At 53.3% G+C, this 25,213-nt stretch carries 22 protein-coding genes and 1 other RNA gene; 14 read left to right on the forward strand and 9 right to left on the reverse strand.

All coding sequences use genetic code 11. The features are described from left to right. Positions 1 to 16: 16 nt before the first annotated feature. On the forward strand, positions 17 to 1,492 hold the full coding sequence (gene thiI, locus CWE14_RS11965) for a tRNA uracil 4-sulfurtransferase ThiI (protein ID WP_126799587.1): 1,476 nt from the start codon (positions 17 to 19) through the stop codon (positions 1,490 to 1,492). After that, positions 1,485 to 1,829, forward strand: a complete 345-nt coding sequence (locus CWE14_RS11970; protein WP_157981821.1) for a VanZ family protein — start codon at positions 1,485 to 1,487, stop codon at positions 1,827 to 1,829. Before thiI ends, CWE14_RS11970 begins: the two co-directional genes overlap by 8 nt. Here the strand turns inward: CWE14_RS11970 and srmB are convergent. Beyond that, positions 1,826 to 3,049, reverse strand: coding sequence for an ATP-dependent RNA helicase SrmB (gene srmB, locus CWE14_RS11975; RefSeq protein ID WP_126799589.1), 1,224 nt, complete (start codon positions 3,047 to 3,049; stop codon positions 1,826 to 1,828). The two genes, CWE14_RS11970 and srmB, sit on opposite strands and share 4 nt — an antisense overlap. Positions 3,050 to 3,185: 136 nt before the next feature. On the opposite strand from srmB, the gene CWE14_RS11980 reads away from it, so the two are divergent. Next, positions 3,186 to 4,010, forward strand: a complete 825-nt coding sequence (locus tag CWE14_RS11980) for an HDOD domain-containing protein (protein ID WP_157981822.1) — start codon at positions 3,186 to 3,188, stop codon at positions 4,008 to 4,010. Between the two features lie 26 nt (positions 4,011 to 4,036). Here the strand turns inward: CWE14_RS11980 and rdgC are convergent, their stop codons facing one another. Both rdgC and CWE14_RS11990 read right to left on the reverse strand, forming a co-directional pair. After that, complete coding sequence (rdgC, locus tag CWE14_RS11985; protein ID WP_126799591.1) at positions 4,037 to 4,933, reverse strand: recombination-associated protein RdgC; 897 nt, start codon at positions 4,931 to 4,933, stop codon at positions 4,037 to 4,039. A gap of 50 nt (positions 4,934 to 4,983) precedes the next feature. Beyond that, entirely contained in the window at positions 4,984 to 6,720 is a 1,737-nt protein-coding gene (locus CWE14_RS11990; protein ID WP_126799592.1) for a sensor histidine kinase, read from the reverse strand. A gap of 245 nt (positions 6,721 to 6,965) precedes the next feature. Between CWE14_RS11990 and phoB the strand changes: the two genes are divergently transcribed. Both phoB and phoR read left to right on the forward strand, forming a co-directional pair. After that, a complete protein-coding gene (gene phoB / locus CWE14_RS11995; protein WP_126790068.1) occupies positions 6,966 to 7,652 on the forward strand; it encodes a phosphate regulon transcriptional regulator PhoB in 687 nt (228 codons plus the stop codon). Continuing rightward, the gene (gene phoR, locus CWE14_RS12000; protein ID WP_126799593.1) at positions 7,653 to 8,969 is read left to right on the forward strand and encodes a phosphate regulon sensor histidine kinase PhoR; all 1,317 of its coding nucleotides are present in this window, start codon (positions 7,653 to 7,655) and stop codon (positions 8,967 to 8,969) included. Between the two features lie 67 nt (positions 8,970 to 9,036). Here the strand turns inward: phoR and serA are convergent, their stop codons facing one another. From serA to CWE14_RS12015, 3 genes are all read right to left on the reverse strand, one after another. Further along, the gene (gene serA / locus CWE14_RS12005; protein WP_126799594.1) at positions 9,037 to 10,269 is read right to left on the reverse strand and encodes a phosphoglycerate dehydrogenase; all 1,233 of its coding nucleotides are present in this window, start codon (positions 10,267 to 10,269) and stop codon (positions 9,037 to 9,039) included. A gap of 12 nt (positions 10,270 to 10,281) precedes the next feature. Further along, on the reverse strand, positions 10,282 to 10,935 hold the full coding sequence (gene rpiA, locus CWE14_RS12010) for a ribose-5-phosphate isomerase RpiA (protein ID WP_126799595.1): 654 nt from the start codon (positions 10,933 to 10,935) through the stop codon (positions 10,282 to 10,284). Positions 10,936 to 11,030: 95 nt separating this feature from the next. Further along, a complete protein-coding gene (locus tag CWE14_RS12015) occupies positions 11,031 to 11,642 on the reverse strand; it encodes a 5-formyltetrahydrofolate cyclo-ligase (RefSeq protein WP_126799596.1) in 612 nt (203 codons plus the stop codon). Positions 11,643 to 11,725: 83 nt separating this feature from the next. On the opposite strand from CWE14_RS12015, the gene CWE14_RS12020 reads away from it, so the two are divergent. Both CWE14_RS12020 and CWE14_RS12025 read left to right on the forward strand, forming a co-directional pair. Then, positions 11,726 to 13,300 (forward strand): amidohydrolase family protein, encoded by a 1,575-nt coding sequence (locus CWE14_RS12020; protein WP_126799597.1) that lies wholly within the window; start codon positions 11,726 to 11,728, stop codon positions 13,298 to 13,300. Then, entirely contained in the window at positions 13,293 to 13,757 is a 465-nt protein-coding gene (locus CWE14_RS12025) for a PH domain-containing protein (protein WP_126799598.1), read from the forward strand. The genes CWE14_RS12020 and CWE14_RS12025 overlap by 8 nt, the downstream gene beginning before the upstream one ends. Before the next feature lie 4 nt (positions 13,758 to 13,761). Here CWE14_RS12025 and ssrS read toward each other — a convergent pair. Next, positions 13,762 to 13,946, reverse strand: a non-coding RNA gene (gene ssrS, locus CWE14_RS12030) — 6S RNA. A gap of 44 nt (positions 13,947 to 13,990) precedes the next feature. After that, positions 13,991 to 14,314 carry a cell division protein ZapA gene (gene zapA / locus CWE14_RS12035; RefSeq protein ID WP_126790061.1) on the reverse strand — a complete coding sequence of 108 codons (324 nt, stop codon included), beginning with the start codon at positions 14,312 to 14,314 and terminating at the stop codon, positions 13,991 to 13,993. Between the two features lie 197 nt (positions 14,315 to 14,511). Between zapA and CWE14_RS12040 the strand changes: the two genes are divergently transcribed. Genes CWE14_RS12040 through CWE14_RS12055 form a run of 4 tightly spaced genes read left to right on the forward strand, consistent with a single transcriptional unit; the run spans position 14,512 to position 18,927 of the window. After that, on the forward strand, positions 14,512 to 15,084 hold the full coding sequence (locus tag CWE14_RS12040; protein WP_126790060.1) for a UPF0149 family protein: 573 nt from the start codon (positions 14,512 to 14,514) through the stop codon (positions 15,082 to 15,084). 56 nt (positions 15,085 to 15,140) lie between these two features. Then, the gene (gene pepP / locus CWE14_RS12045; RefSeq protein WP_198676590.1) at positions 15,141 to 16,463 is read left to right on the forward strand and encodes a Xaa-Pro aminopeptidase; all 1,323 of its coding nucleotides are present in this window, start codon (positions 15,141 to 15,143) and stop codon (positions 16,461 to 16,463) included. 42 nt (positions 16,464 to 16,505) lie between these two features. Beyond that, the gene (locus tag CWE14_RS12050) at positions 16,506 to 17,738 is read left to right on the forward strand and encodes an FAD-dependent monooxygenase (protein WP_126799599.1); all 1,233 of its coding nucleotides are present in this window, start codon (positions 16,506 to 16,508) and stop codon (positions 17,736 to 17,738) included. A 4-nt stretch (positions 17,739 to 17,742) separates the two neighbouring features. Next, entirely contained in the window at positions 17,743 to 18,927 is a 1,185-nt protein-coding gene (locus CWE14_RS12055; protein ID WP_126799600.1) for an FAD-dependent oxidoreductase, read from the forward strand. A gap of 18 nt (positions 18,928 to 18,945) precedes the next feature. On the opposite strand, the gene CWE14_RS12060 is transcribed toward CWE14_RS12055, so the two are convergent. Continuing rightward, entirely contained in the window at positions 18,946 to 19,779 is an 834-nt protein-coding gene (locus CWE14_RS12060; protein ID WP_126799601.1) for a LysR family transcriptional regulator, read from the reverse strand. A gap of 140 nt (positions 19,780 to 19,919) precedes the next feature. On the opposite strand from CWE14_RS12060, the gene gcvT reads away from it, so the two are divergent. The 3 genes from gcvT to gcvP all read left to right on the forward strand — a co-directional run bounded on the left by gcvT (position 19,920) and on the right by gcvP (position 24,448). Continuing rightward, a complete protein-coding gene (gene gcvT / locus CWE14_RS12065) occupies positions 19,920 to 21,008 on the forward strand; it encodes a glycine cleavage system aminomethyltransferase GcvT (protein WP_126799602.1) in 1,089 nt (362 codons plus the stop codon). A gap of 69 nt (positions 21,009 to 21,077) precedes the next feature. Next, on the forward strand, positions 21,078 to 21,467 hold the full coding sequence (gene gcvH, locus CWE14_RS12070; protein ID WP_126790055.1) for a glycine cleavage system protein GcvH: 390 nt from the start codon (positions 21,078 to 21,080) through the stop codon (positions 21,465 to 21,467). Between the two features lie 98 nt (positions 21,468 to 21,565). Next, entirely contained in the window at positions 21,566 to 24,448 is a 2,883-nt protein-coding gene (gene gcvP / locus CWE14_RS12075) for an aminomethyl-transferring glycine dehydrogenase (RefSeq protein WP_126799603.1), read from the forward strand. Positions 24,449 to 25,213: the final 765 nt, after the last annotated feature.

Consider the following 25,213-nt stretch of genomic DNA (forward strand, 5'->3'; position numbering starts at 1 on the left):
CAGGTTAGGTATTTCCATGAAGTATATTGTTCGGTTGCAGGCCGAAATTACGGTAAAAAGCAAATCAGTGCGCTCGCGTCACGGTAAATTATTGACTGCGAATTTGCGTATTCAGCTGAAAGCGCTGGACCCGGTGATTAAAGTAAAATGGCTCTGGGATCGCATCGAAGTTGTATTGCCCGAGCAACCCTCTGACGCCCTTTCGAACGCGGTGGTTGAGCGTTTACAGTCAACTCCGGGCGTGCTTCATTTTGAACGTGTGCAGTATCATCCACTGACGGATTTCGAGACCTTGCTTGACTGGGTTCTCAGCTTCAAGCGTGCTCAGCTAGTGGGTAAGTCATTTGCTATCCGGGTCAAACGCAAAGGGCATCATTCGTTTTCCTCCCAGGACCTGGCGCGCTATATAGGCGGTGGTGTGAAGGAACGGGTCGAAGGCACTCAGGTGAAGTTAAAAGGTGCCGAGGAAGAAGTGGTACTGATGATAGCTGAGGACGATGTATTCCTGGTGGAGCGGCGCTTTGCCGGTCTCGGCGGGTTCCCCTTACCGAGTCAGGAAACCGTGCTGTCGCTGATGTCAGGCGGGTTTGATTCGACAGTCTCGAGCTATCAGATGATCAAGCGTGGGGCACGCACCCATTACTGCTTTTTTAACTTAGGCGGCGACTTGCATGAGGCAGGAGTGCGTGAAATCTCCTACTATCTGTGGAAGCGTTTTTCACCGACCCATCCGGTGAAGTTCGTAAGCATTGATTTTGCGCCACTGGTGGATGTCATTCTCACTCATGTTGACAATGGCCTGATGGGCGTCGTTTTGAAGCGCACCATGTTGCGAGCCGCAGCGCTGGCCACTCGCTATGTTAATGCCCAGGCGCTGGTTACCGGTGAAGCGATGGGGCAGGTATCGAGTCAGACCCTGAGCAACCTGGCGGTGATCGACGAAGTCACCTCGAAGCTAGTGTTACGGCCGCTGATCGCGATGGATAAGCAGGATATTGTTGATATCGCCCGCCGCATTGGCACTGAACCTTTGGCCGCCGCGATGCCAGAGTATTGTGGCGTTATTTCGAATAAGCCAACGGTCAAAGCGGATCTGGAAAAAGTGAAGCAGGCCGAGCAGGCGATCACCGACCAAATGATTGAAGCTCAGGTCTATAATGCAGACGTCATCGACATTCGCCAACTGCATGACGCACAGATGGAAAAAGTGTCCCTGGCGGCAGCGGTTAACGACACAACCTTAGAAAAAGTAATTCTGGATATTCGCAGCAATGACGAAGTTGAACAGGCTCCGTTGCAGAATACCGAATACTCAGTTGAACATTTACCATTTTTTAAACTCGAATCTGCCTTTGCAGGGCTTCCAAAAGACCGCCAATATTTGCTTTACTGCGATCAGGGAATTATGAGCCGAATGCAGGTGCTGCATTTGCGCGAACTTGGCTACACCAATGTGGCGGTTTATCAACGAGCGGAGAAAACTGTTGAATAGCGTAGTAGCGCGAACTCTTTTTGTATTTACTTTTTGTCTGGTCTCGGGATTGTTCTTCTGGCAGTCGCCGCCCGCAGGCCCCACGTCGGTGGCTCACCTAGATAAGGTGGTTCACTTCGGGCTGTTCTTTGTGCTGGCAGCGAGCATGCAGTATGCCTTTCGTATGCGCTACTTATGGTCATTGAGCTGGTTGTTGCTGTACGCGGTAGCGATTGAATGGATTCAGTATTATATACCGGGCCGCGGTGCCGATGGCTGGGATGTCGTGGCTGACATGGCCGGGGCACTGAGTTTCTTCATTGTTTTCAGCTGGTATAAACAAAAACGCCGCAATTAGCGGCGTTTTTGTTTGCTGGATGGCTTTTTCTTCGCCGTAGCTTTCTTCTTTTTACTCTTACCTGGTTGTGGAAACTTGTATTGCGGGCGCAGCTCTTTAATCACCCGACGTTCGATCTTCTCGCCAAGATAGCGTTCGACCCGACCCAGCATATCTGCATCATGGGCCTCTACCAGCGACACGGCTAGCCCTTTACGACCCGCGCGACCCGTGCGGCCGATACGGTGGACAAAGACATCGGCGCGGCGCGGCAAGTCAAAGTTAACCACCAGTTGCACGTCATCAACATCAATCCCGCGAGCGGCGACATCGGTTGCGACCAGCACTGCATTTTTGCCCTGGGAAAAGTCTGCCAGCGCCTGATTGCGCGAATGCTGTGGCATGTCACCATGAAGCATGCTGACACGGTATTTCAGAGCACGTAGCTGGTCGGTTAGTGCCAGTACCCGTTCTTTGGTTTTAACAAACACCAGCACCGACTGAGTATGTTCATTCAGCAATGCCTGCAGTAACTGGGTCTTGTGTTCGAGGGTGTCTGCCTGATGCAGCCACTGCGTGATCTTGCCACGCTCGCGCTTTGGCGGTTGGGCATCGATATAGACAGGCTCCAGCAGGGTACTTTTACTGAAGCGCTGAATAGCGGCACCTTCCAGAGTTGCGGAGAAGAGCAGACGCTGGCGGACATGGCGGGCTTCCGCCAGAATACTGCTGACAGCATCGGTGAAACCCATATCCAGCATGCGATCGGCTTCATCAAGAATCAGCCATTCGATATCTTCAGCGGAAAAGCGCTCCTGACCGAGGTAGTCAAGCAAACGCCCGGGTGTGGAAATGACAATATCCAGATTGCTTTCAAAGGCACTCAGGTGACTGCCGAAATTGACCCCGCCGGTTACCAGTAAGCTCTGATGGCCGGTGTGTTGACAGATAATCGCTGCCTGCTCGTGGATCTGTGCAGCCAGTTCCCGGGTTGGTGCTAACACCAGTACTCGAGCACTCCCTGGTTCGCTACGCGGAAAATCCAACAGGTGCTGGAACGCTGGAACCAGATAGGCCAGGGTTTTTCCGGTCCCGGTCGGGGACGACGCCAGGATGTCATGCTCCGCCATGGCCTCAGGAATAACCTGTTGCTGGATGCGGGTCGGCATTTTATGGCCGAGTTGCAACATGGCTTCTATCAATTCCGGGGCGATGTCGAGATCGTGCCAGCTTGGAGTCATGGATATCAGGTGCCTTTCAATGAGTAAATTGGTGGCTATTTTATCCTGTTTTTGTGACGACGGCGATGCTTGCGTTCACAATCAATCCACGACAAACTATGCCTCTTGCGAATAGTCCAGAATACACATGGTAGCTATGCACACTTATACGGATTTATTGAACCAGGTTAGTCAGCAGTTAGAGGATGACAGTATTAAGCTGCCAGGCTTGCCCGAAATCGCGATTCAGGTGCAGCAGGCGGTCGCCGATCCCATGATGACATTACCCAAACTGTCACGGATCATTGCACGCGATCCGGCCTTAAGCGCGCGTCTGGTGCGCATCGCAAACAGTGCCTGGCTGGGGCGCCCGGTAAAAGCAGAAAATCTGCCGCAAGCCGTTATGCGGCTGGGATTCTGGCAAATCCGTAATGTCTCATTGGCGATGGCGCTGGAAGGGCTGTATGAAGCGCAGGATGCGATGGTCAAAGACGAACTGCGTGAGGCGTGGCGACAAAGCCTGGATCTGACCGCCGCCGCGGTCACCTTACTCAATCATTATCCGGGCGAAATGGACTTGCATAGCCATACGCTTGCTTTGGCCTGCAGCTGCAGCCGGATTGGCGTATTGCCGCTGCTCAGTGTGGTTGAACAGGACCAGCTGAGTGATATGGAGGATTATTATGCGGCGAAACAGGTCCTGGCAGTGCCTCTGGGGACTAAAGTGTTAACCAGCTGGCAGTTCAGCGCCGATATTATTCGTTTACACAAGCAATGGCGTGAAGGGATCGGCAGCTTACAGCCGTCGTATCTGAGCTTTATGCAGTTGGCCGGGGTTCTGACCGGGCAGATCAAGGTTACCGACGAAAAAGAGTTGCTTAAAATGTACGCCAGCAGTGGTTGTATTACCCGTCCGGGTGTCTGGCAGCAGCCTGCGGTGCAGGCTGACTACCAAAGCATTCTAAGTGCGTTACGCGACTAGCAGGACGCTGCTGCGTTAACTTTGCGCTAACTTTCCGTCAAGGCCTCGTCAAGGGCATCCAGTAAGGCATTGCATTCCAGTGCCATCAGACTGAAGTCTGCATCCAGTTGGTCGGCTTTATCAGCGCCCGCCATGTCGTCGTTCTTTTCTTTGACCACATCACTGAACTGCAACCGCTTAATAGCAAAGTCATCTTCGAGTACGAAATTCATGTGCTCATCCCATATCAGGCCAAGCTTGGTCGCCACTTTGCCGTGTTGCAAATGACTTTGAATTTCTTCACTGGCCAGTTCCTGCTTTTTCAGCCGCACCACAGCAGGTTCATCGCCGCTTCCTTTCAGCTCAGCATCGCCGCCCAGTTCGAACGGGGCAGGAGCACTTTGCTGTTCCAGCCAGGTGGTGAAAAAGGTCTCGGCAGCCTGCTCAGCCCCCCAGGGTTTGACCGGTAACGAGCCAATGGCACCGCGCAGCAGCGAGCTAAAGTCTTCGGCTTTGTTGCTTGATGAGGCATCCACAAAGAGCCGCTGTCCTTTCACATCAAGGTATGCCCATTGAGTACTGAAACGGCTAAACGCCTGCGGCAGCATCTGGTGGACGATGTCTTCTTTCAATGCGCTGCGTTCTTTCTTTGGCATAGGCCGGGCGTATTCTTCAGCATAGGCGCGGGCCTTTTCATCCAGCTCCGCATTAATTGCACTGGCTGGCAGCACTTTTTCTTCTTTGCGTGCACACAACAAAATATTATCGCCGATAGCGTGATGCAGCACTTCACTTTGCTCGCCGAATGGGGAGACAAAGCCAAAGCTGGCCAGTTGATGGCGCTGGCACGGCTGATAAAGGTACTCAGCAAGGCTGCTGTCAAAATCAGCGGGAACGGCAAAAGGTTGGGTAAACTGGTACACGCGCAGGTTTTTAAACCACATGGGGTTACTCCGGAAACAAGGGTTAGGTTGGGGCGAGCAGGCATTGTAGCCTAGTGATCGAGCACTTCAACGGGAAAATGGAAATCATAACGTAAACCTTTGCCGGGAGCGCTATGAGCGGTGATGTCACCTTGCAGCGTCTGGCACACAAGGTTACGGATAATATGGGTGCCAAGACCGCTGCCGCCGTCGTTGGGTCTGGTGGTAAAAAACGGGTCGAACAGATGATCAAGGTTATCCTGAGTCATGCCATTGCCGTTGTCCTGAAAGGTGCAATTGAGGGTGTCATTGTGTACCCGCAAGCGGATGCGGATAACGCCTTCGTCTATGCCATCAAACGCATGCAATAACGAATTCAGGATCATATTGGTCAGAATCTGTGCCAGTGAACCGGCCAGGCAGCGAATACGCACATCGGTTTCGCATTCCACTTTAACCTCATGGCGGGTGTGTTTTAATTTCGGTCGCAACGACTGAACCACGCCGTCTACGTACTCGCATATGCCGATGTCACGCATGGCGTCAGACGTCTGATCCACGGCCACCTGTTTAAAGCTCTCAATCAGGTCTTTCGCCCGGTTCAGGTTACTATCCAGCAACTGCACACTTTCACGCCCATCGGCGATGAAATGGCCTAACTGACTCTGGGTAAGGCTTTTATCCTCGAGCGCAATGGCGAGCTGTTCAAGACGGTCAGCAAGGAACGAACTGGCGGTCACACCAATCCCAATCGGCGTATTAATATCATGTGCAATACCAGCAACCAGGCCACCAAGCGAGGCCATCTTTTCTGATTCAACCAATTGGCTTTGCGCCCGTTGCAAGGTTTCCAGTGATTCTTTGAGGCGCTGATTGGTCCGTTTCAGGGTACTTTCGGTCAGCTTACGCTGGCGAATTTCCTGCTCCAGCTTGTACTGGCGTTGCTCAAGTTCGTGGCGTCGGTTTTCCAGGTCCATCATCAGATGGCTAAGGCGAGACGTCTTACGCGCGACTTCCTGTTCCAGCAGGTTGTTTTGTGCGTCCAGTTGCTGATTGGCGTGGCGCAGCTTTTGTTCGGTCAGGTGCAGGTCGGCCTGGTGGCTTTGCAGGTTGTCGATAAGCCGGTTGTAAGCGTCTTCCACCTGGGTGAACTCGTTGTTGTGCTGGTCTTTGAGGTGAATACGCGAGTTATCCAGATCATCGATATGAAAGGTTTCGATTTGCTTGCTTAACTGCTGGAAAGGGCGGCTAAGCAGGCGGCTGAAGGCGAGCGAGAAAATCAGAATAAGCAGAGTGCTTTTGATAATGGCATTGCCGATGAGGAACGCCAGACTGACTTTGAGCCGGTCAATGGCAACATTGCGGTTAGAAAAAATGGCCACATCGCCGACCCGGGTTGATTGCCCGGAGAACTCAAAAATAAGTGGGCTGTAATGGCCAAACACACCATTTTGTTCGGTCAGGTTAACCGCTTCATTCTGCTCGCTGGGTAACTGGGCAGGCTCGAAGGTGGTTCCTGACTGAACCAGGATGCTGCCTTCGTCGTCGCGGATAATAACGCCGCCAATCGAGGGGATATTAATTAACCCTTCGGCGATGGCATTGATTTGTGGGGAATTGAATTCCCATAAGGCACGGGTCAGGCTGCCAGCAAAGGTGTGCTGCTGGTTTTCCAGCTCTGCGACAAGGTAACGTTTGGTATTAAAGTACTCGCCTGCGATGTGTACGCAGGTAATCATGAAGGTGAGTAAAAAATATACCGACAGGACACGAGTAAGCAGTGACCGGGAAATTCGCTGATTCTGCATCACTTGGCCAGCCCTGCCGTGAAAACATCTATTGTCATGCCCTAAACCCTGGCTACCTGATTAAAGTTCTTCTTATGGTCGATGCAGGTTTACTCTACCAAGCTGACCATGGGGCGCAACTAATTTTTTTAACAAATGATGACACCCGTGTTTTTTACCAAATCATGACGCAATTGCGCTGTGGTCATAAAAGTGTCATACAATACTCCCATAATGCCTGCATTAACCAAAAGAGAGGATTAGGCATGGCGCGCAAGATTCTGATCGTAGAAGACGAAGCTCCAATTCGGGAGATGTTGGCATTCGTTATGGAACAGCATGGTTATCAGCCGGTTGAGGCAGGGGACTATGACAAAGCACTGGATGCAGTGGTCGAGCCCTACCCGGACATGGTGCTGCTTGACTGGATGTTGCCCGGTGGGAGCGGTATTCAACTGGCAAAAACTCTGAAGAGCCAGGATCACACCCGACACATCCCGATTATCATGCTCACCGCGCGCAGTGAAGAAGAGGACAAAGTCAAAGGGCTTGAAGTGGGAGCCGATGACTATATCACCAAGCCGTTCTCACCCAAGGAACTGATGGCGCGGATGCGGGCTGTATTTCGTCGGGTATCTCCTACCAGCCTTGATGAGCCGCTTGAAATCGAAGGGCTTAAACTGGACCCGGTGTCGCACCGTGTCAGTGCCAATGATGGCGCGATTGATATGGGCCCCACTGAATTCCGTTTGTTGCACTTCTTTATGACCCATCAGGACCGCGTATATTCCCGTGAACAGCTGCTTGATCACGTATGGGGAACCAATGTCTTTGTTGAAGACCGTACTGTGGATGTACACATCAGACGGCTTCGTAAAGCCATCGAAGGGGCGGGTCATGATCGGCTGGTACAGACGGTGCGTGGTGTTGGTTATCGGTTCTCGGCGCGTTAAATGGGACGTAATTATACCTTAAGCGCTATTCTCCGTGGTTTGCTGGTTTATCTGCTGCCGTTTGTGTTGGCAGGCTGGTACCTCGATGTTGTCTGGCAGGCACTGGCGCTGGCATTGTTGCTTAAGCTCTGCTGGCACTATTACTACATTAACCGCCTGACCGGCTGGCTGTGGGACAGCCGAACCCTGTTACCACCAATGGGCAAAGGGGTGTGGACCGATATCTTTGACGGTATTTACCGCACCCTGCGCCGCAATCAGGTGCGCCAACGCTCACTGAGTACACTGATCAAGCGTTTCCGTCAGGCCTCCGAAGCGATGCCAGATGCAGCGGTGGTGCTAAAAGAAGATGGCACCGTGACCTGGGCCAACAAGTTGGCTCAGCTGTATTTCGGACTGCAGTGGCCGGGTGACAATGGCATTCGTATCACCAACCTGATCCGCCATCCGCGCTTCGTCAAATTCTTTAAAAAAGGCGATTTCAGCCAGGCTGTTACCATGCATTCGCCGGCACATGCCAGTATGGAAGTGGAGGTACGGGTGATGCCCTATGCTGACAACCAATTCCTGTTGATAGCCCGCGATGTGACGCAGTTGACCAAACTTGAGCGAATGCGCAAAGACTTCGTCGCCAACGTCTCGCATGAGCTGAAAACACCGCTGACGGTGATGCAGGGGTATCTGGAAATGCTGGATGAACCGGAGCTGCTGCCAGCCAAGCAGCTGCACAAAGCGATTCATGATATGACCGCGCAGACGGCACGGATGCAGAATATGGTGAATCAGCTACTCGAGCTGTCGCGTATTGAGTCCAGCGGGCCTGACAGTTTTACTGAAGAAGTCGACATGGCTGCCCTGATCCGCAGTTGTGTGCATGATGTCTCATTGCTGAATAGTGAAAAGCAGCACCGCATTGAAGTGAGCCTGGACGAGCACCTGAGCGTGTATGGCAGTGCCGATAAATTGCGTGCCGTGGTGATGAACTTATTGACCAATGCAATTAAATACAGCCCGGCAGGCGGTACTATTAACCTCACCTGGCAGCGCCGCCATTTAGCGGCAGCGTTTTCTATCAGCGATACCGGACCGGGCATCGAACCTGAGCATTTAAGCCGGTTAACAGAACGTTTTTACCGCATTGATGCGGACCGCAACAGTGCCACCGGCGGCACCGGACTTGGCTTGTCCATTGTTAAGCATGCGCTGGAACATCACCGTTCACGACTGCAAATTGACAGTAAGGTCGGCCAGGGAAGCCGCTTCAGTTTTGTGGTACCTGCTGAACTGATAGTGCAGGCAAAAGCCGACGCAACCTAACGTCGTTAAGGTTGCGTCGGTAAAGTAACGTCGGCAAATGGTGCTGGTCTTTCGTTTCGGGCAACGGTTAGTGCAGTACCCGCGCCCGAATAGTGCCCTCGATGTTTTTAAGCTTTTCCAGCACGGCGTCAGCCTGGTCGCTGTCAATATCGACCACCACATAACCAATCTCGCTGTCGGTTTGCAGGTACTGCGCAGCGATGTTGATATCTAAGTCGGCAAAGGTCTGGTTTACTTCGCGCAACACCCCGGGCTGGTTTTTATGAATGTGCAGCAAACGGCTGGCATCGGCATGCAACGGCAGCGACACCTCGGGGAAGTTCACCGCGGATAAAGTCGAGCCGTTATCCGAGTATTTGGTCAGTTTACCGGCAACTTCGACGCCGATATTCTCCTGTGCTTCCTGGGTTGAACCGCCGACATGGGGGGTCAGAATCACGTTATCAAAGGCTCGCAGTGGCGACACAAATTCGTCGTCGGTAGCTTTAGGCTCAACCGGGAACACGTCGAGGGCAGCGCCACTAAGGTGTCCGCTTTGCAGTGCATCGACCAGGGCGTCGATATTGACCACGGTGCCGCGCGACGCATTAATAAGTTTACTGCCGGGTTTCATATAGGCCAGTTCACTGGCGCCTATCATCTGTTGCGTTTCGCGAGTTTCCGGTACATGCAGACTCACCACATCACTTTGTTCAAGTAAGCTCGTCAGCGCATTGATTTGCTGAGCATTACCGAGCGAGAGTTTTTCCTCAATATCGTAGTACAGCACCTGCATGCCCAGTTGTTCGGCAAGAATACCCAGTTGGGTACCAATATGACCGTAGCCAATAATACCCAGTACTTTGCCGCGAACTTCATGCGCGCCACTGGCGGTTTTTGGCCACTCACCACGGTGGCAGGCAGCATTTTTTTCCGGAACCCGGCGCAGCAGCATAATGATATTGGCCAGAACCAGCTCGGCCACGCTGCGGGTATTCGAAAACGGCGCGTTAAAGACCGGAATGCCAAGTCGTTTTGCGGCGTCGGTGTCGACCTGGTTGGTGCCAATGCAAAAGCAGCCAATGGCCGCCAGTTTCGTAGCTTTAGCCAACACCTCTGCACTTAGCTGAGTGCGTGAACGGATACCCACAAAATGGGCGTTGGCCAGCGCCTGGTCAAGCTCGTCGCCTGACAGTGCCGTGGGGTAACAGTCGATATTGTGATAGCCCTGGCGCTTGAGACAGTCAATGGCGCTTTGATGGACCCCTTCAAGTAGTACGATACGAATGCGGCTTTTATCCAGTGAAACGGTCGGCGCCATTAGGCTATGTCCTTAATCCAGTGTAGTCAGGGTTTGGCCATCGCTGAGCAGTGCGATATCAGCACCGCGCGAAGCAAACAGCCCATTGGTTACAACCCCTGTAATTTGATTGAGCTTTTCCTCAAGCTCAATAGGGCGTCCGATATTTAGGTTATAAACGTCGAGAATGACGTTGCCGTTATCGGTGACAAAGTCGTCGCGTAACACCGGGTCGCCACCAAGCTTCACAAGTTGCCGCGCGACATACGAACGTGCCATGGGGATAACTTCAACCGGCAACGGGAAGTCACCGAGTGCAGTCACCAGCTTGCTTTTATCGGCAATGCAGATAAAGCGGTCGGCCACCGCAGCAATGATTTTCTCGCGGGTCAGTGCGCCGCCGCCGCCCTTGATCATTTGCCGGTGACGATTAATTTCATCCGCACCGTCAACGTAAACGGGCAGTTCGCTGACCCCGTTCAGGTCAAAGACTGCAATACCATGTTGTTTTAAGCGTTCGGTTGAGGCTTTGGAGCTCGATACCGCACCGTCAATGTCATGCTTCATGCTGGCTAAGGCGTCGATGAAATAGTTGACCGTCGATCCGGTTCCAACACCGACAACAGTGCCGGGTTTGATGTACTCGAGTGCCGCTTCTGCGGCCATTTTTTTAGCGTGATCAGACATGATTGGCTTCTTCTTTTGGTGAGCGCTGGATGCTGTCTAGTATACGTGGCCCCGGCAGCTTCGCCAACTTCCGGCCGGCACTGGATCACCTCGGCTTAAAAGCGCCAGATGCGACCCGGGGTGATCACACCGTTAATCGGAACATCCCAGCTTGCCACCGGCAATTGCTCGACCTGCTGACAGTCGTGGGCCAGTCCGAACACGGTTAAGCCGGGTAGCTTGCCATTCAGCCAGGGAGCCAGGGTGCGGTCGTAAAAGCCGCCGCCCATACCGAGCCGGTTGCCATGCGGGTCAAAACCAACCAAAGGGATCAGCAGGCAGTCTATCTGCGCTAACGGCACCACTGCCTGGCAGCTCAACACAGGTTCAGGGATAGCAAAACGGTTGGGGCGCATAGGCGTTGTTTTGCTGTAGTCGAGCATCAGCAGGTGGCCAGGGTTGAACGGATGTAAAACCGGCAGCGCCAACTGCTTGCCCTGCTCCAGCAGGGTGTCAATTAACGGCGCGGTATTCAGTTCACCCCCGACGCTGTGGTAGAGGCCGATGCGCCGTGCCTGCTGCAATTCGGGTAACGCAAGAGCCTGCCTGGTTAAGGCGCTGGCAGCATCTTGCTGTTGCGCTGCATTCAATGCATTGCGCTGGCTGATCAGGCGTTCGCGCAACGCACTGCGAGCCTGCTCTGAGGAGGTTGTTTTCTGCGTTTGCATACCGGCTTGCCTGTGCTCCGCCATTGACTGTCCTTTCGACCCTTGCGACACTCGCAGGATAAATCGAATAACAGGACAATGCCATGTTAACCCGCCGTCTTTCCACTCTGATTGTTGTTTGCAGTATTTTAGCCTTTAGTTGGGCTGTATCGGCAGCGCCGCCGAGTGCCTCTGATCGCAGCAATGGTGAGGGCCCTTATCAGCGAATGATCCTGCGTGGCGGCACCCTGATCAATGGCGAAGGCGCGCCAGCGGTAGGCCCGGTCGATATCGTGATCGAGCAGGATCGCATTGTTGAGGTGGCCGTGGTCGGCTACCCGGGTGTGCCAATTCGCAACGAAGGCCGTCCTGAAGCAGGCCCTGATGATGTCGAAGTCGACGTGAGTGGGCATTACATATTACCGGGGTTTATCGACATGCATGCACACCTGGGCGGCTCGGCGGATAATATCCCGGCTGACTATGTGCTCAAACTGTGGCTCGCCCATGGTATTACCACGGTTCGCGAACCCGGCAGTTTTAACGGCTTAGACTGGACGTTGGAGCATGCACAGCGCGCCGAGCGGGGAGAGATCGCGGCACCGCGCATTATTCCGTACGTTGGCTTTGGCCAGGGCAGCGTAGAGCCTATTATCACTGCAGACCAGGCTCGCGACTGGGTGCGTCAGATTAAAAGCGAAGGTGCCTCGGGGATTAAATTCTTTGGTGCACCGCCACGGGTAATTGCGGCGGCACTGGATGAAGCAGAACAGCAGCAGCTGGGCACCATGATGCACCACGCCCAGCTCAATGTAGTGCGGACCAATGTGCTGGATTCAGCGCGCATGGGCCTGGGTAGCATGGAACACTGGTACGGGTTGCCGGAAGCGCTGTTTACCGGTCAGCGTATTCAGGACTATTCACCGGACTATAACTACCAGAATGAACAGGATCGCTTTGGCGAAGCCGGACGTCTCTGGCAGCAGGCGGCAGAACCAGGGTCAGAGCGCTGGAATCAGGTGCGTGACGAACTGATTGAACTCGACTTTACCATCAACCCCACGCTGACCATTTATGAGGCCAGTCGTGACCTTGAACGGCAACGCAACGCGGTGTGGCACGATGAATACACCTTGCCCACGTTATGGGACTTCTTTACCCCAAGTCGCTATGCTCACGGTTCCTATTGGTTTGACTGGACTACCGACGACGAGGTCGCTTGGCGAGATAACTACCGTCTGTGGATGCGCTTTCTGAATGACTATAAGAACCACGGTGGACGGATAACGCTGGGGTCGGACGCGGGCTATATCTATAAAATTTATGGCTTCGGCTATATTCAGGAAATGGAGCTGTTACGCGAGGCAGGCTTTAATGCGCTGGAAGTGATTCAGGCGGCGACCTTGCACGGCGCCGAAGCGCTTGGCCTTGATGATGAAATTGGCAGTGTGATTGCAGGTAAAAAAGCGGATCTGGTGATTGTGCAAGAGAACCCGTTGCGCAACTTTAAAGTCTTGTATGGCACCGGCCACTATCAGCTGGATGAAAATAATCAGCCAACGCGGACCAACGGCATAAAATATACCATTCGTGACGGGATTCTGTACGACACCAGTGAATTGCTTAACGACGTCCGCGCTATCGTAGCGGAAGCTAAAGAGGAATCAGGCAATGGATAAGATCCATAATTCGAAAGTGGATAGCTGGCTGATGCTGCTGGTGGTCACGCTGGCGTTGTTCGTGCTGTTGGCCAGTTCGTTGCTGGCTATCAGCGGCTGGGCATTGCTGGCGCTGGTATTGCTACTGTTGGCGGCGGTGTTACCGATGTGGATCCTGATGTCGACCCGATACCATATTATTGGGGATGAATTGCGGGTGCGCGCTGGGCCTTTTCGCTGGCGGATTGAACTGGACCGGATTGATGGTGTCGAGCCTTGTCATAATGCAGCGCTGGCGCCGGCATTGTCGAAAGAGCGTCTGCGCCTTCAATACCGCGCAAGCGGGCGTGATAAATCCGCTGGTACAGGTCGCTATGTGTTGTTGTTGTCACCGGAAGACCGATATCAGTTTATTTTTGACTTAGGGGTGGCAGACCCGGAAACCTTTGATCCTGAAACCGGCCCGCAAACTGAGTAGAAGGGTGCTCCCCAAGATGCCGCTGCTGCGTGGTAGCCCTTGAACCCACTGGCTCAAGGCGGGTGCTGAATTGAATGGTCGCAGGCTTCCCGGTACATGCCGGGCTTGCGCACTGACCACCAAGCAGGACCCTTAACTGAAAACATCGGCTCAGGGACATTCACCAACTGGCTAACACCCCAGGGAGCATAATTCTGCTGTAAAACTCTGGTGTATTTCTATCTGGCGTACTTCTAGTTGTACTCGTCGCCGTCCTGGCTGGATGCTTGTTCACCCATGGCTTTTTCAATCGTTGCCTGGAGCAGGCGAACCTTGTCCTCCAGCGCAGCTGTATGCTTTGACTGCTGAGTTTTATCTTCTATCCATTCATGGCATATATTAAGCGCGGTCATGACCGCTATCTGCTCAACATTGGTCAGCTTGGTGGCGCTCTTAGTTTCATTCAGGCGCTGGTCAAGTTGGCGAGCGGCTTCGCGAAGCGCGCTTTCCTGACCATCCGGGCACATAACCCGATAATTTCTATCGAGTAATCTGATGTCCATTGCGTGACCGCTCATCTACGAATTTCCTCTTGATTCTATAGGGCGGAGCATAGCTGTACTGCTATCATTATGCAACTGGAGCCTATCTCAGTTGCAGCATTCTTAAGCGGGGGAAAGTCAGCGCGCTGGCACTTTTCTGGCTCCGCCTTGCTGCCAGTGTTAGGATAATGGCAATTCTTTTGGGCGACATTCACATGGCTTGGAAAAAATATATGTCAGAATCAATAGCACGCGCATATGATGCGCTCAATCAACACCTTGAGCGCGAAAATATGCTCCTATGTGCCGCAGAAATCCACGGCATGCTATGCGGGCTGGTCGCCAGTGGCGCGCCTTTAAAGCAAAGTGAATGGCACGGTCTGATGATCGATCTGGCGAATGAAGGTCAGGCGTTCAGTGTCGGCATGAAGTCACTGCTGAACGACGTCCACCAGCAGGTGGGTGAAGACCTCTCTGATCCGCAAATGAGCTTTCAGTTATTGCTGCCGGGCGATGAAGAGCCACTTGCTGAGCGACTAAAGGCTTTAACCGATTGGGTGCAGTCATTTCTGGTCGGTTTTGGGGTCAATCAGCAGAACCTGGCCGAGGCCTCGGAAGATTTACGCGAAGCAATTCAGGATTTAAGTGAAATCGCACGTCTGTCTGACGATGTTGAGCCGGATGACGAAGGCGAGCGCGCTTACTACGAAGTCACTGAGTACGTGCGAATTTCTGCCATTATGTGTTTCAACGAATTAGCCGGCTTGCGTCACCCGCAAGCGCCAGGCTCAGACACATTGCACTAAACACTGTCATGCGACAGGTCATGCAACAGGTCATGCGACAGCGAGTTCAGGAGTAGATGGTGAAAGACGCGATTGCAGTGGAAGAACTGAAGCAACGCCGCCAGGCGCTGGCTGCATGTTATGCACCAGGTACGGTGCTGTTAATCCGTGGTGGCCGCCTGGTTACCCGCAGCAATGATACCGAGTATCCGTTTCGTCAGCGCAGCGATTTTTTCTATTTAACCGGTCTTAACGAACCGGATGGCTGGCTGGTGCTGGTCAGCGGCGAGCCGTTGGACGAGTTCCTGTTCGTGCTGCCACGCGATAGCGAGCAGGAAATCTGGCACGGGCGTCGGCTTGGCTGTGACAAGGCCGCTGAGCTGTCCGGAATAACCAAGGTTCGTGAGCTCAACGAACTCAACCGCAAGGTGCTGTCGCTGCTTGGTAGTCATGATGCAGTGGCCTGGTGTTATCAGGTTGATAGTGACGAACGCCAGCAACGTCAGCGCTGGCTGGACAAGCTCAGCGAATCACGTAAGCACGGCTGCCCGAGCCAAATCCATGATCTGGCACCTGCTATTCACGAACTGCGTTTATTTAAATCCAAAGCTGAAATAAACTTAATGCGGCGCTCTGCGCAGATAGCGGCAGATGCCCATCGCCGGGCGATGTCGATGTGCAAAGTGGGCCGCTATGAATACCAGCTGGCCGCCGAAATACACCACGAATTTGCCATGCGTGGCACCGCCGGGCCCGCCTACGGCACCATTTGCGGTAGTGGCGACAATGCCTGCATTTTGCATTACACCGAAAACGAATCCCAACTCAAAAATGGCGACTTAGTCCTGATCGACGCCGGTTGTGAATATCAGGGCTACGCCAGCGATATTACCCGCACCTTTCCGGTGAATGGCCGTTTTAGCCCAGCGCAGAAACGTCTCTATAACTGGGTGCTGAAAGCACAACAGGCGGCGATTGCTCAGATCAAACCTGGGGTGACGCTGCCGCAACTGTACAAGGTGGCGGCCAAAATTCTGAGCGAAGGCCTGATTGATGTCGGGGTGTTAAAAGGCTCTGTGGCTGAGAACATTAAAGGCATCCATTACCGCCCTTATTTTATGCATGGCCTTGGTCACTGGCTGGGGCTGGATGTGCATGATGTCGGTGCCTATAAAATCGATGGTGAACCACGCCCCCTGGAGCCGGGGATGGTGCTTACTATTGAACCGGGCCTGTATATCGACAGTGCAACCGAGTGTCCGCCTGAATACCGTGGGCTCGGTATCCGTATCGAGGACGACATCCTGGTCACCGAGGATGGCTGTGAAAACCTGACCGCCTCGGTGCCGGTGACCGTGGAAGAAATTGAAGATTTGATGACGCCCGGTGCATTTACCTAAGCCCGGGTACATGCACGGCTGAACAGCGAAGAAGAAGCAAAGATGAGCGCAAATTCTGTGGACATTACCATAAGTGGGGGCGGCGTTGTTGGCGGCTTAGCCGCGCTATTGCTGGCCAAAGCGATGCCGGACCGCTCGATACTGGTACTCGATGGCAGTGCGCCTGGCAGTCATGATCCGCGGACACTGGCGTTAGCCCATACCACGGTGCTAGCGATGCAGCAGGCCGGGCTGTGGAGTCCGGTTGCAGCGCTTAAAGGGAAAGCGAAAGAAACCAGTGAACCCGCCGGACAAGCCCAGCGTCTGGCGCAGGCGATTCAGCATATCCATGTATCTGAACGTGGTGCGGCCGGAAGTTCCTCCCTGCACGCTGCCGATTTTAATCTCGACGCGCTCGGTCAGGTAGTCCCCGCTCAGGCACTGCAACAGGATGTTCATGCTGCCTGCCAGCAGGTAGAGAACCTGACCTGGCTGGACAATACGGCGCTGAGCGCGTTCGAGCATCAGCGCGATAACGTGGTATTGACCGCTGGTCAGCAAACCCTGCACAGCCAGCTTTTGATTGCTGCCGATGGTGGCCGTTCGATGATCCGTGATCAACTTGCGATTCAGGGTCGTGAAACCGACTACCAGCAGACCGCGCTGATTGCCAATGTAACCTTTGATCGTGACCATCAGGGCATGGCGTATGAACGCTTTACCGAGCACGGGCCGATTGCCTTATTGCCATGTGGTCCGCGGCGAATGGCTCTGGTCTGGTGCGTCGCAGGCAGCGATGCGGATTATTACAATACATTGAGTGACGAAGACTTTTTGCGCGCTCTGCAGCAGGAATTTGGTTATCGGGCGGGCCGCTGTATTGGGCTAGACACCCGAGCCAGCTACCCACTGTATTTATTGTTGGCAGATCGCGCGGTGTATCACCGTACGGTGTTACTGGGCAATGCCTGTCATACCCTGCACCCGATTGCCGGGCAGGGCTATAACCTTGGCGTTCGCGACGTGCTTGATCTGGTTGAGGCACTGAGCGCTGACCATGATCCCGCGCAGCCGGGGTGGTCGCATCAAACTCTGCTTGCCTATGAGCGCAGGCGACAACAGGATTACCAGCGTATTGGTGGTTTAACCGACGGTCTGGTACGCACTTTCTCCAATCATTACCCGCCATTGCGGGCAGCGCGTAATATGGGTCTGCTCGCCCTGCGCAGCTGCAAACCCCTGGCTTACCCATTGGCACGTGCTGCCATGGGCTATCGCTCGTTAACAGGAGACTGAACAGATGGCATTGCATCGTACACAGGTAGTGGTGGTTGGCGGCGGGATGATCGGCCTGAGCCTGGCATTAAGCTTGGCCAAGCGTGGTCGTCAGGTGGTAGTCGTAGAAAAGCGGACCGACAAAGGCGTGATCCCGGATACCCAGCAACTGCGGGTCAGTGCTATCAGTGAAGGGTCACGCCACTGGCTTGAGCAAATCGGCGTTTGGCAGGCGGTTCCGACGGAACGTCTTGGCCCGTACACGGGCATGCAGGTTTGGGACCGCGACAATGGCGCTGAAATTGAATTTGCAGCCAGCGATGCCGGCTTCACAACGCTCGGTCATATTGTTGAAAACGCGGTGCTGGAAGCGGTGCTGTGGCAGCAAGCCGAGGCCGCAGGCGTGCAGCTACTCAGTGGGGTCGAGCATGAGGCCCCGGTGTTCAGTGAGCAGGACGTGACGCTAAGCTTAAGTAATGGCGACATTGTACTGGCGCAGTTGCTGGTGGCCGCCGATGGGGCTCAGTCGACGTTACGTAGTCAGGCAGACACGCCGATGGTGTTCAAAGACTATGAACAGCAGGGTTTAGTCGCCACCATTCGCAGTGAAAAACCTCATCAGGGTATCGCCCGACAGGCGTTTATGCCGGGCGGACCTCTGGCGCTATTGCCACTGGCTGATCCGCACTTGCTGTCAATTGTCTGGAGCCAGCCAAGTGTGCAGGCAGAGCAATGGTCGGTGGAAGATGAAGAGGTATTTAATCATCGCCTGACCGCCGCCAGTGACAACTGCCTTGGTTTGTTGGCTGTGGAAGGGCCGCGACGTAACTTTCCGTTGCAGATGCGCTACGCCGAACAATGGTTGTACAAGCGCCAGGTTTTGATTGGTGATGCCGCCCATACCATTCACCCGCTTGCCGGGCAGGGCGCTAACCTGGGTCTGGCCGATGCGCGAGATCTTGAAGCACGGTTGGCCGCGTTAGGCACCTTAAACGGGGTCTGGGATGAGGCTGAACTGATGCGCACCCTGCGAGGCTATCAGCGCGCGCGCAAGGCCGCTGCTTTGCAGCATATTGCGGTAATGGAAGGCTTCCATCAGCTGTTCCGTGGCAGCAACCCGCTGCTGCGCTTTATTCGCGGACGCGGCCTTAACCTGGTCAACCGCCAGCCGCTGTTAAAACAGTTTTTTCTCGCTCAAGCCAGTAAGTAAGCCAGCAAATAAGCCGCGTCAGCGTAGCGCCTCTTCGATATAACGCAGCAGGCGTTCGGCGGCGTCTTCACTGCGGCCATGGCGCTCCAGGTAGATATTAATCTGGCCCAGCTCCGGCAACGCAGGGTGTTTAACTTCATGCAGTTCAACCGGTACGCTGGAGCGCGCCAGTACAGTGACCCCCAGTCCGCTGCGCAAGGCACTGGAAATACCGGCCAGATCGCTGTTGGTGTAGCTGATTCTATAGCCATGCCCACTGAGCATTTTTTCCGCACGGCGACGATAGACGCAACCTTCCGGCGCCATCACCAATGCCAACGGCTGTGAGGGTTTATAGTCGGGACTGCCTGCAACCCAGACCAACTGATCGGTTTTGACCAGAATGGCATTGTCCGGCGCACTCTCGGCCACGGTCAGAATAATATCAAACTGGCGGCGGCTGGCGCCGAGACGCAAATCGCGGCTTAGCCCTGAGGTCACCTGCAGCGCCACCTGGGGGTAACTACTGGCAAACTGGCCGAGAATACTGGGTAACAAGGTCGAGGCAAATTCACTGGGTATCCCCAGGCGCACCTCACCGGACAGATTGGATTCGCTATGCAACGCGATGATTTGGTCATTCAGGTTCAGCAATTGCTGTGCCATTGGGTACAATTCGACGCCGGCATCGGTCAGCCGAATGCGGTTCTCCTGACGCTGCAGCAACTTCGCATTAAGCATTTGCTCAAGGCGTTTTATTTGCAAACTAATCGCCGGCTGCGAGCGGCCCATGCGCTCACCCGCCAGGGTGTAGCTTTGCAGATCGTAAACGCTTAAAAATGCGCGTAAATTTTCGCTCGGAATGTGTTTCATCGGCCACCTTTCTATAACGACAGATTATTTTTACCACTTATTATTAATTTTATAAATAGTGTCATTTGCCTTTTTAATTTGTTGCCGGGCGCCCAAACCTCTATAATCCGCGTTAAATTTAAGCGAATACGGTAAACATAATGGCTAGCAAAACTCCTTTGTACGATGCCCATGTGGCAGCAGGCGCGAAAATGGTCGACTTCCACGGCTGGGATATGCCGCTGAACTATGGTTCTCAGATAGAAGAGCACCATGCTGTACGCCAGCGCGCGGGCATGTTTGACGTCTCGCACATGACCATTGTGGATGCCACCGGCCCTGAAGCTAAGGCCTATTTGCGCTATTTACTGGCCAACGATGTGGCCAAGCTGACCCAGCCGGGTAAAGCACTTTACACCGGTATGCTGAATGAGCAGGGCGGTGTGATTGATGATTTGATCGTGTACTACTTTGCTGATGATTCGTATCGCCTGGTGGTTAACTCAGCAACCCGTGACAAAGACATGCAGTGGCTGCAAAAGCAGGCAGGTGAGTTTGACGTGTCAGTCACTGAGCGCACCGAGTTTGCGATGATTGCCTTGCAGGGCCCGCAGGCGCAGGAAAAAATTGCCATTTTGCTTGGTGACGACCAGTTCGGCCAGGTTAAAGAAATGAAGCCATTCTTTGGTCTGCAGCTGGGTGACTTGTTTGTCGCCACCACTGGCTATACCGGTGAAGCTGGCTATGAGATTATCGTCCCCAATGAATTAGTCGTCTCGGTGTGGGACAAGTTGCTCGATAATGGCGTTGAGCCATGTGGCCTTGGCGCGCGTGATACCCTGCGTCTGGAAGCTGGCATGAACCTGTATGGTCAGGACATGGACGAAACCGTATCACCATTAGCCGCCAACATGGGCTGGAGCGTTGCCTTCGAACCGGCTGAGCGTAAGTTTATTGGCCGTGACGTTCTGGAAGCGCAAAAAGCACAAGGGACCGAGAAGTTAATCGGTCTGGTGATGGAAGATAAAGGCGTATTGCGTGCCGGGCTGAAAGTGAAGGTTGAAGGTGGTGAAGGCGTGATAACCTCAGGGACTTTCTCGCCAACCCTCGGTTACAGCATCGCCATGGCGCGGGTACCGACGCCAGTGGGGGACACTGCTGAGGTGGAAATGCGCAAGAAAATGGTTACAGTAAAAGTTGTCAAGCCAGGTTTCGTTCGTCACGGCGCTGCGGTGGTGAAAGCTTACTAAGGCTTCATCTGGGCCTGACTACCTTAGTTAATCAATGTTTTTAAAAAGCTATATAAAAAGGACAAGACAATGAGCAACGTTCCAACAGAATTGAAATACGCAGCGTCGCACGAATGGGTGCGTAACGAAGGCGAAGGCGTTTACACCGTCGGTATCAGTGAACACGCGCAGGAGCTGTTAGGTGACATGGTGTTTGTCGAGCTGCCGGAAGAAGGCGATACCTTCTCAGTGGGTGACGACTGTGCGGTTGCAGAATCAGTTAAAGCGGCGTCTGATATTTACGCGCCAATTAGCGGCCAGATCGTGGCTGTGAACGAAGATCTCGAAGACTCGCCGGAAATGGTCAACAACGACCCGTACGGTGACGGCTGGTTATTCAAAATTAAAGCAGACGATGAAAATGAATTAAACAACCTGCTGGATGCAGAAGCCTATTCTGCGTCAATCGAAGACGAATAAGCAGGTTGTCAGAATGTCAGGGCCCCGGTTATGCCGGGGCCTTGTTTTTCGCTTAGCCAACGTAAGCGACATTGCCATTAGCTAAATCAAGGTGAATCATGAGCGGTAAAACCCTGGAACAATTTGAACGTCACGACGAGTTTGTGGCCCGTCATATCGGCCCGAGTGAAGATGAGCGCGCAGCCATGCTGCAAGCCGTCGGTGCATCGTCACTGGAAGAAATGACTACGCAAACCGTACCCGGTGCAATTTTGCGCGAGCCTTTTCTGAACATTGGCACGGCCATGACAGAGCGTGATGCGCTGGCAAAATTGAAAACCATCGCGAGCAAGAACCAGGTGTTTAAAAGCTACATTGGGGCAGGTTACTACGACACCCTGACGCCGAACGTGATTCTCCGTAACGTGCTGGAAAATCCGGGTTGGTACACCGCGTACACCCCGTACCAGCCAGAAATTGCTCAGGGCCGCCTGCAGGCTATCCTCAACTTCCAGCAAATGACCATGGATTTAACTGGCATGGAGCTGGCGAGTGCGTCACTGCTGGATGAAGCCACAGCCGCAGCCGAAGCAATGGCCATGGCCAAGCGGGTAGCCAAGTCGAAGTCCAACGCATTCTTTATTGCCAACAACGTATTCCCGCAAACCATTGACGTGGTCAAAGCGCGCGCTGACATGTTCGGTTTCGATATTATCGAAGGCGACTGGACCGAAGCGGCCGACCATGAAGTCTTTGGTGCCTTGCTGCAAAGCCCGGCCGACAATGGCGATATTCTTGATTTAAGCGACGTGATTGCCGCGGTGCAAAAGCAAAAAGCAGTAGTCGCAGTAGCAACCGATCTGATGAGCCTGGTGATGTGTAAGTCGCCGGGTGAAATGGGCGCGGATATGGTCTTTGGTTCGGCGCAACGGTTTGGTGTGCCAATGGGCTACGGCGGACCACATGCAGCATTCTTTGCTACTCGTGACAAATTCAAACGTGCCTTACCGGGCCGTATTATTGGTGTGTCTAAAGACTCACGTGGCAACCTGGCGCTGCGTATGGCGATGCAAACCCGCGAACAGCATATCCGTCGCGAGAAAGCTAACTCAAACATCTGTACCGCGCAGGTTCTGCTGGCCAACATGGCCTCATTCTACGCGGTTTACCACGGTCCTGAAGGGCTGAAGAACATTGCCGGACGCATTCACCGCCTGACCGACATTGTTGCCGCAGGCCTGCAGGAAAAAGGGCTGACGGTCACCAACAGCAGCTGGTTCGACACCCTGACAGTGAACGTGCGCTCCAGCAAGAGTGACATTATTGAGCGTGCGCGTGCCGCTGAAGTGAACCTGCGTCTGGACCACGACGGTCAGGTTGGTATCAGTCTTGATGAAAGCAAAACTGCTGCCGATGTCGCGCAACTGTTCGATATTCTGCTTGGCGAAGGCCATGGCCTGAGTGTCGGTAAACTGGACTCTGAAGTAAGTGGCGGCGACGACAGCTTACCTCTTAACCTGCAGCGCGATAGCGATTTCCTGACTCACGAAGTATTTAACTCGTATCATTCAGAAACCGAGATGCTGCGTTACATTAAGTCGCTGGAAAACAAAGATCTGGCACTTAACCATTCGATGATTTCACTCGGCTCCTGCACCATGAAGCTGAATGCGACGGCCGAGATGATCCCGGTGACCTGGCCAGAATTTGGTGGCCTGCACCCGTTCTGCCCACCTGAACAAACCCGGGGCTACGCGCAAATGATTGCCAGCCTGTCAGACTGGTTGCTGGACATTACCGGCTATGACGCCATGTCGATGCAGCCAAACTCAGGTGCGCAGGGTGAATACGCTGGTCTGATGGCAATTCAGAAGTATCATCAGAGCCGTGGTGAAGGGCATCGTGATATCTGCCTGATCCCAAGTTCAGCGCATGGTACCAACCCGGCTTCAGCGCAAATGGCGAGCATGAAAGTGATCGTGGTTGACTGCGATGAGCAGGGCAATATCGACGTCAGCGATTTCCGCCAGAAAGCCGAAGAAGCCGGTGACAACCTGTCGTGTGCCATGGTGACCTACCCGTCGACCCATGGTGTGTACGAAGAAAAAATCCGTGAAGTCTGCGACATCGTGCATGAATTCGGTGGCCAGGTGTATATGGACGGCGCCAACATGAACGCTCAGGTTGGGGTGACCTCACCAGGCTTTATTGGCTCGGATGTATCGCACCTGAACCTGCATAAAACCTTCTGCATACCACATGGTGGTGGCGGACCAGGCATGGGCCCTATCGGAGTCAAGAAACACCTGGCACCATTCTTACCGGGTCACGTCATGATGGACGGCGAAGGGCTGGCGCATGGTAACCATGCCGTATCAGCAGCACCGTACGGAAGTGCCAGCATCCTGCCAATTTCGTGGATGTACATTGCGATGATGGGCAGCGCAGGCCTGCGTGAAGCGACCGAAACCGCCATTCTGAACGCAAACTACCTGGCAACTAAGCTGGGTGAGCACTACCCAATTCTGTACAGCGGACGCAACGGCCGCGTCGCCCATGAGTGCATCATCGATTTACGCCCGCTGAAAGACAAAGCGGATATCGCCGAAATCGACATTGCCAAGCGCCTGCAGGACTATGGCTTCCACTCGCCAACCATGTCGTTCCCGGTCGCGGGCACGCTGATGGTAGAGCCAACCGAGTCCGAGTCGAAAGCCGAGCTGGACCGCTTCATTGAAGCCATGGTCTGCATTAAAGGCGAACTGGAGAAAGTGGCTGCAGGTGAATGGCCAGCGGACAACAACCCGCTGGTGAATGCGCCGCATACCCTGGCCGATATAGTCGACAGCAGCTGGGACCGGCCGTACGACCGCCAACTGGCCGCGTACCCGGTACCTGCCGTAGCCATCGATAAGTTCTGGCCAAGCGTGAACCGCATCGACGATGTCTATGGCGACCGGAATCTGGTGTGCAGCTGCCCGGATATTGATAGCTACCGGTAAGCTATCTTAAAAGTATGCAGCATAATAGAGTCTGCGAGTGGATTTAATTGTGTTTGCGACTATTTTATTAGATATTTAAAGAAAAACCCGCCATTGGCGGGTTTTTCTTTAGGCGGACCAATTTAGCGCTGAATGCTGCAAAGCAGATCATAACTAAGACAGGATATTATTAGCGACTAGCGGGCATTTTTTTGTTAGCTTGGTAACCATTGATTCAATCATCCACTACGAAATATGAGGTAGTTGCAATGGACAGTGAGAGCAGCGCATTTTATGTAGTGTCACTGAAACTAAGAAGACACCCGCAAGATTACCGATGAGTGAGACTATATTTCTCCTTTAATCGCCAAGTAATATTCCATTTTTTACATGACGAGTGACTTGTTGAAAAGGTGGAAAACTTAGGCAAGTAATTTACAGATAGGAAATTACTTGTGTTCTAACCGGCCAATCAGTTACTTAAAAGTTATAGACTGAGCTGTGAAGAATTAAAAAGTGTTAAGCCAAATCTGTGATGGTGGTACTGACTCTATATTTATTTTGATTAACGAGGAAAAAGTTTACTCTGGCTGTATTAAAAACACCTATAAAATTTCAACTTGAAAACGAAAAAGCGATAATATAAGACCTCTAAGGATTTTTTAAAATTCTCATTTGATGTTGAAAAATAATGGTACTAAGGACTAATTAAAAATTACACAAACGACACAGGCAAAAAAACTCGTGGTGAGCTTGATACAGATTAAGTTGACCTAGAACTTACGA

This window comes from Aliidiomarina soli (genome assembly GCF_003986975.1).
Lineage (GTDB): Bacteria > Pseudomonadota > Gammaproteobacteria > Enterobacterales > Alteromonadaceae > Aliidiomarina > Aliidiomarina soli.

What these genes read in the sequence shown, in the direction of transcription:
- thiI (WP_126799587.1), top strand. Translation starts at nt 17, where the DNA reads ATGAAGTATATTGTTCGGTTGCAGGCCGAAATTACGGTAAAAAGCAAA.
- srmB (WP_126799589.1), bottom strand. Translation starts at nt 3,049, where the DNA reads ATGACTCCAAGCTGGCACGATCTCGACATCGCCCCGGAATTGATAGAA.
- CWE14_RS11980 (WP_157981822.1), top strand. Translation starts at nt 3,186, where the DNA reads ATGCACACTTATACGGATTTATTGAACCAGGTTAGTCAGCAGTTAGAG.
- rdgC (WP_126799591.1), bottom strand. Translation starts at nt 4,933, where the DNA reads ATGTGGTTTAAAAACCTGCGCGTGTACCAGTTTACCCAACCTTTTGCC.
- CWE14_RS11990 (WP_126799592.1), bottom strand. Translation starts at nt 6,720, where the DNA reads ATGCAGAATCAGCGAATTTCCCGGTCACTGCTTACTCGTGTCCTGTCG.
- phoB (WP_126790068.1), top strand. Translation starts at nt 6,966, where the DNA reads ATGGCGCGCAAGATTCTGATCGTAGAAGACGAAGCTCCAATTCGGGAG.
- phoR (WP_126799593.1), top strand. Translation starts at nt 7,653, where the DNA reads ATGGGACGTAATTATACCTTAAGCGCTATTCTCCGTGGTTTGCTGGTT.
- serA (WP_126799594.1), bottom strand. Translation starts at nt 10,269, where the DNA reads ATGGCGCCGACCGTTTCACTGGATAAAAGCCGCATTCGTATCGTACTA.
- rpiA (WP_126799595.1), bottom strand. Translation starts at nt 10,935, where the DNA reads ATGTCTGATCACGCTAAAAAAATGGCCGCAGAAGCGGCACTCGAGTAC.
- CWE14_RS12015 (WP_126799596.1), bottom strand. Translation starts at nt 11,642, where the DNA reads ATGCAAACGCAGAAAACAACCTCCTCAGAGCAGGCTCGCAGTGCGTTG.
- CWE14_RS12020 (WP_126799597.1), top strand. Translation starts at nt 11,726, where the DNA reads ATGTTAACCCGCCGTCTTTCCACTCTGATTGTTGTTTGCAGTATTTTA.
- CWE14_RS12025 (WP_126799598.1), top strand. Translation starts at nt 13,293, where the DNA reads ATGGATAAGATCCATAATTCGAAAGTGGATAGCTGGCTGATGCTGCTG.
- zapA (WP_126790061.1), bottom strand. Translation starts at nt 14,314, where the DNA reads ATGAGCGGTCACGCAATGGACATCAGATTACTCGATAGAAATTATCGG.
- CWE14_RS12040 (WP_126790060.1), top strand. Translation starts at nt 14,512, where the DNA reads ATGTCAGAATCAATAGCACGCGCATATGATGCGCTCAATCAACACCTT.
- pepP (WP_198676590.1), top strand. Translation starts at nt 15,141, where the DNA reads ATGGTGAAAGACGCGATTGCAGTGGAAGAACTGAAGCAACGCCGCCAG.
- CWE14_RS12050 (WP_126799599.1), top strand. Translation starts at nt 16,506, where the DNA reads ATGAGCGCAAATTCTGTGGACATTACCATAAGTGGGGGCGGCGTTGTT.
- CWE14_RS12055 (WP_126799600.1), top strand. Translation starts at nt 17,743, where the DNA reads ATGGCATTGCATCGTACACAGGTAGTGGTGGTTGGCGGCGGGATGATC.
- CWE14_RS12060 (WP_126799601.1), bottom strand. Translation starts at nt 19,779, where the DNA reads ATGAAACACATTCCGAGCGAAAATTTACGCGCATTTTTAAGCGTTTAC.
- gcvT (WP_126799602.1), top strand. Translation starts at nt 19,920, where the DNA reads ATGGCTAGCAAAACTCCTTTGTACGATGCCCATGTGGCAGCAGGCGCG.
- gcvH (WP_126790055.1), top strand. Translation starts at nt 21,078, where the DNA reads ATGAGCAACGTTCCAACAGAATTGAAATACGCAGCGTCGCACGAATGG.
- gcvP (WP_126799603.1), top strand. Translation starts at nt 21,566, where the DNA reads ATGAGCGGTAAAACCCTGGAACAATTTGAACGTCACGACGAGTTTGTG.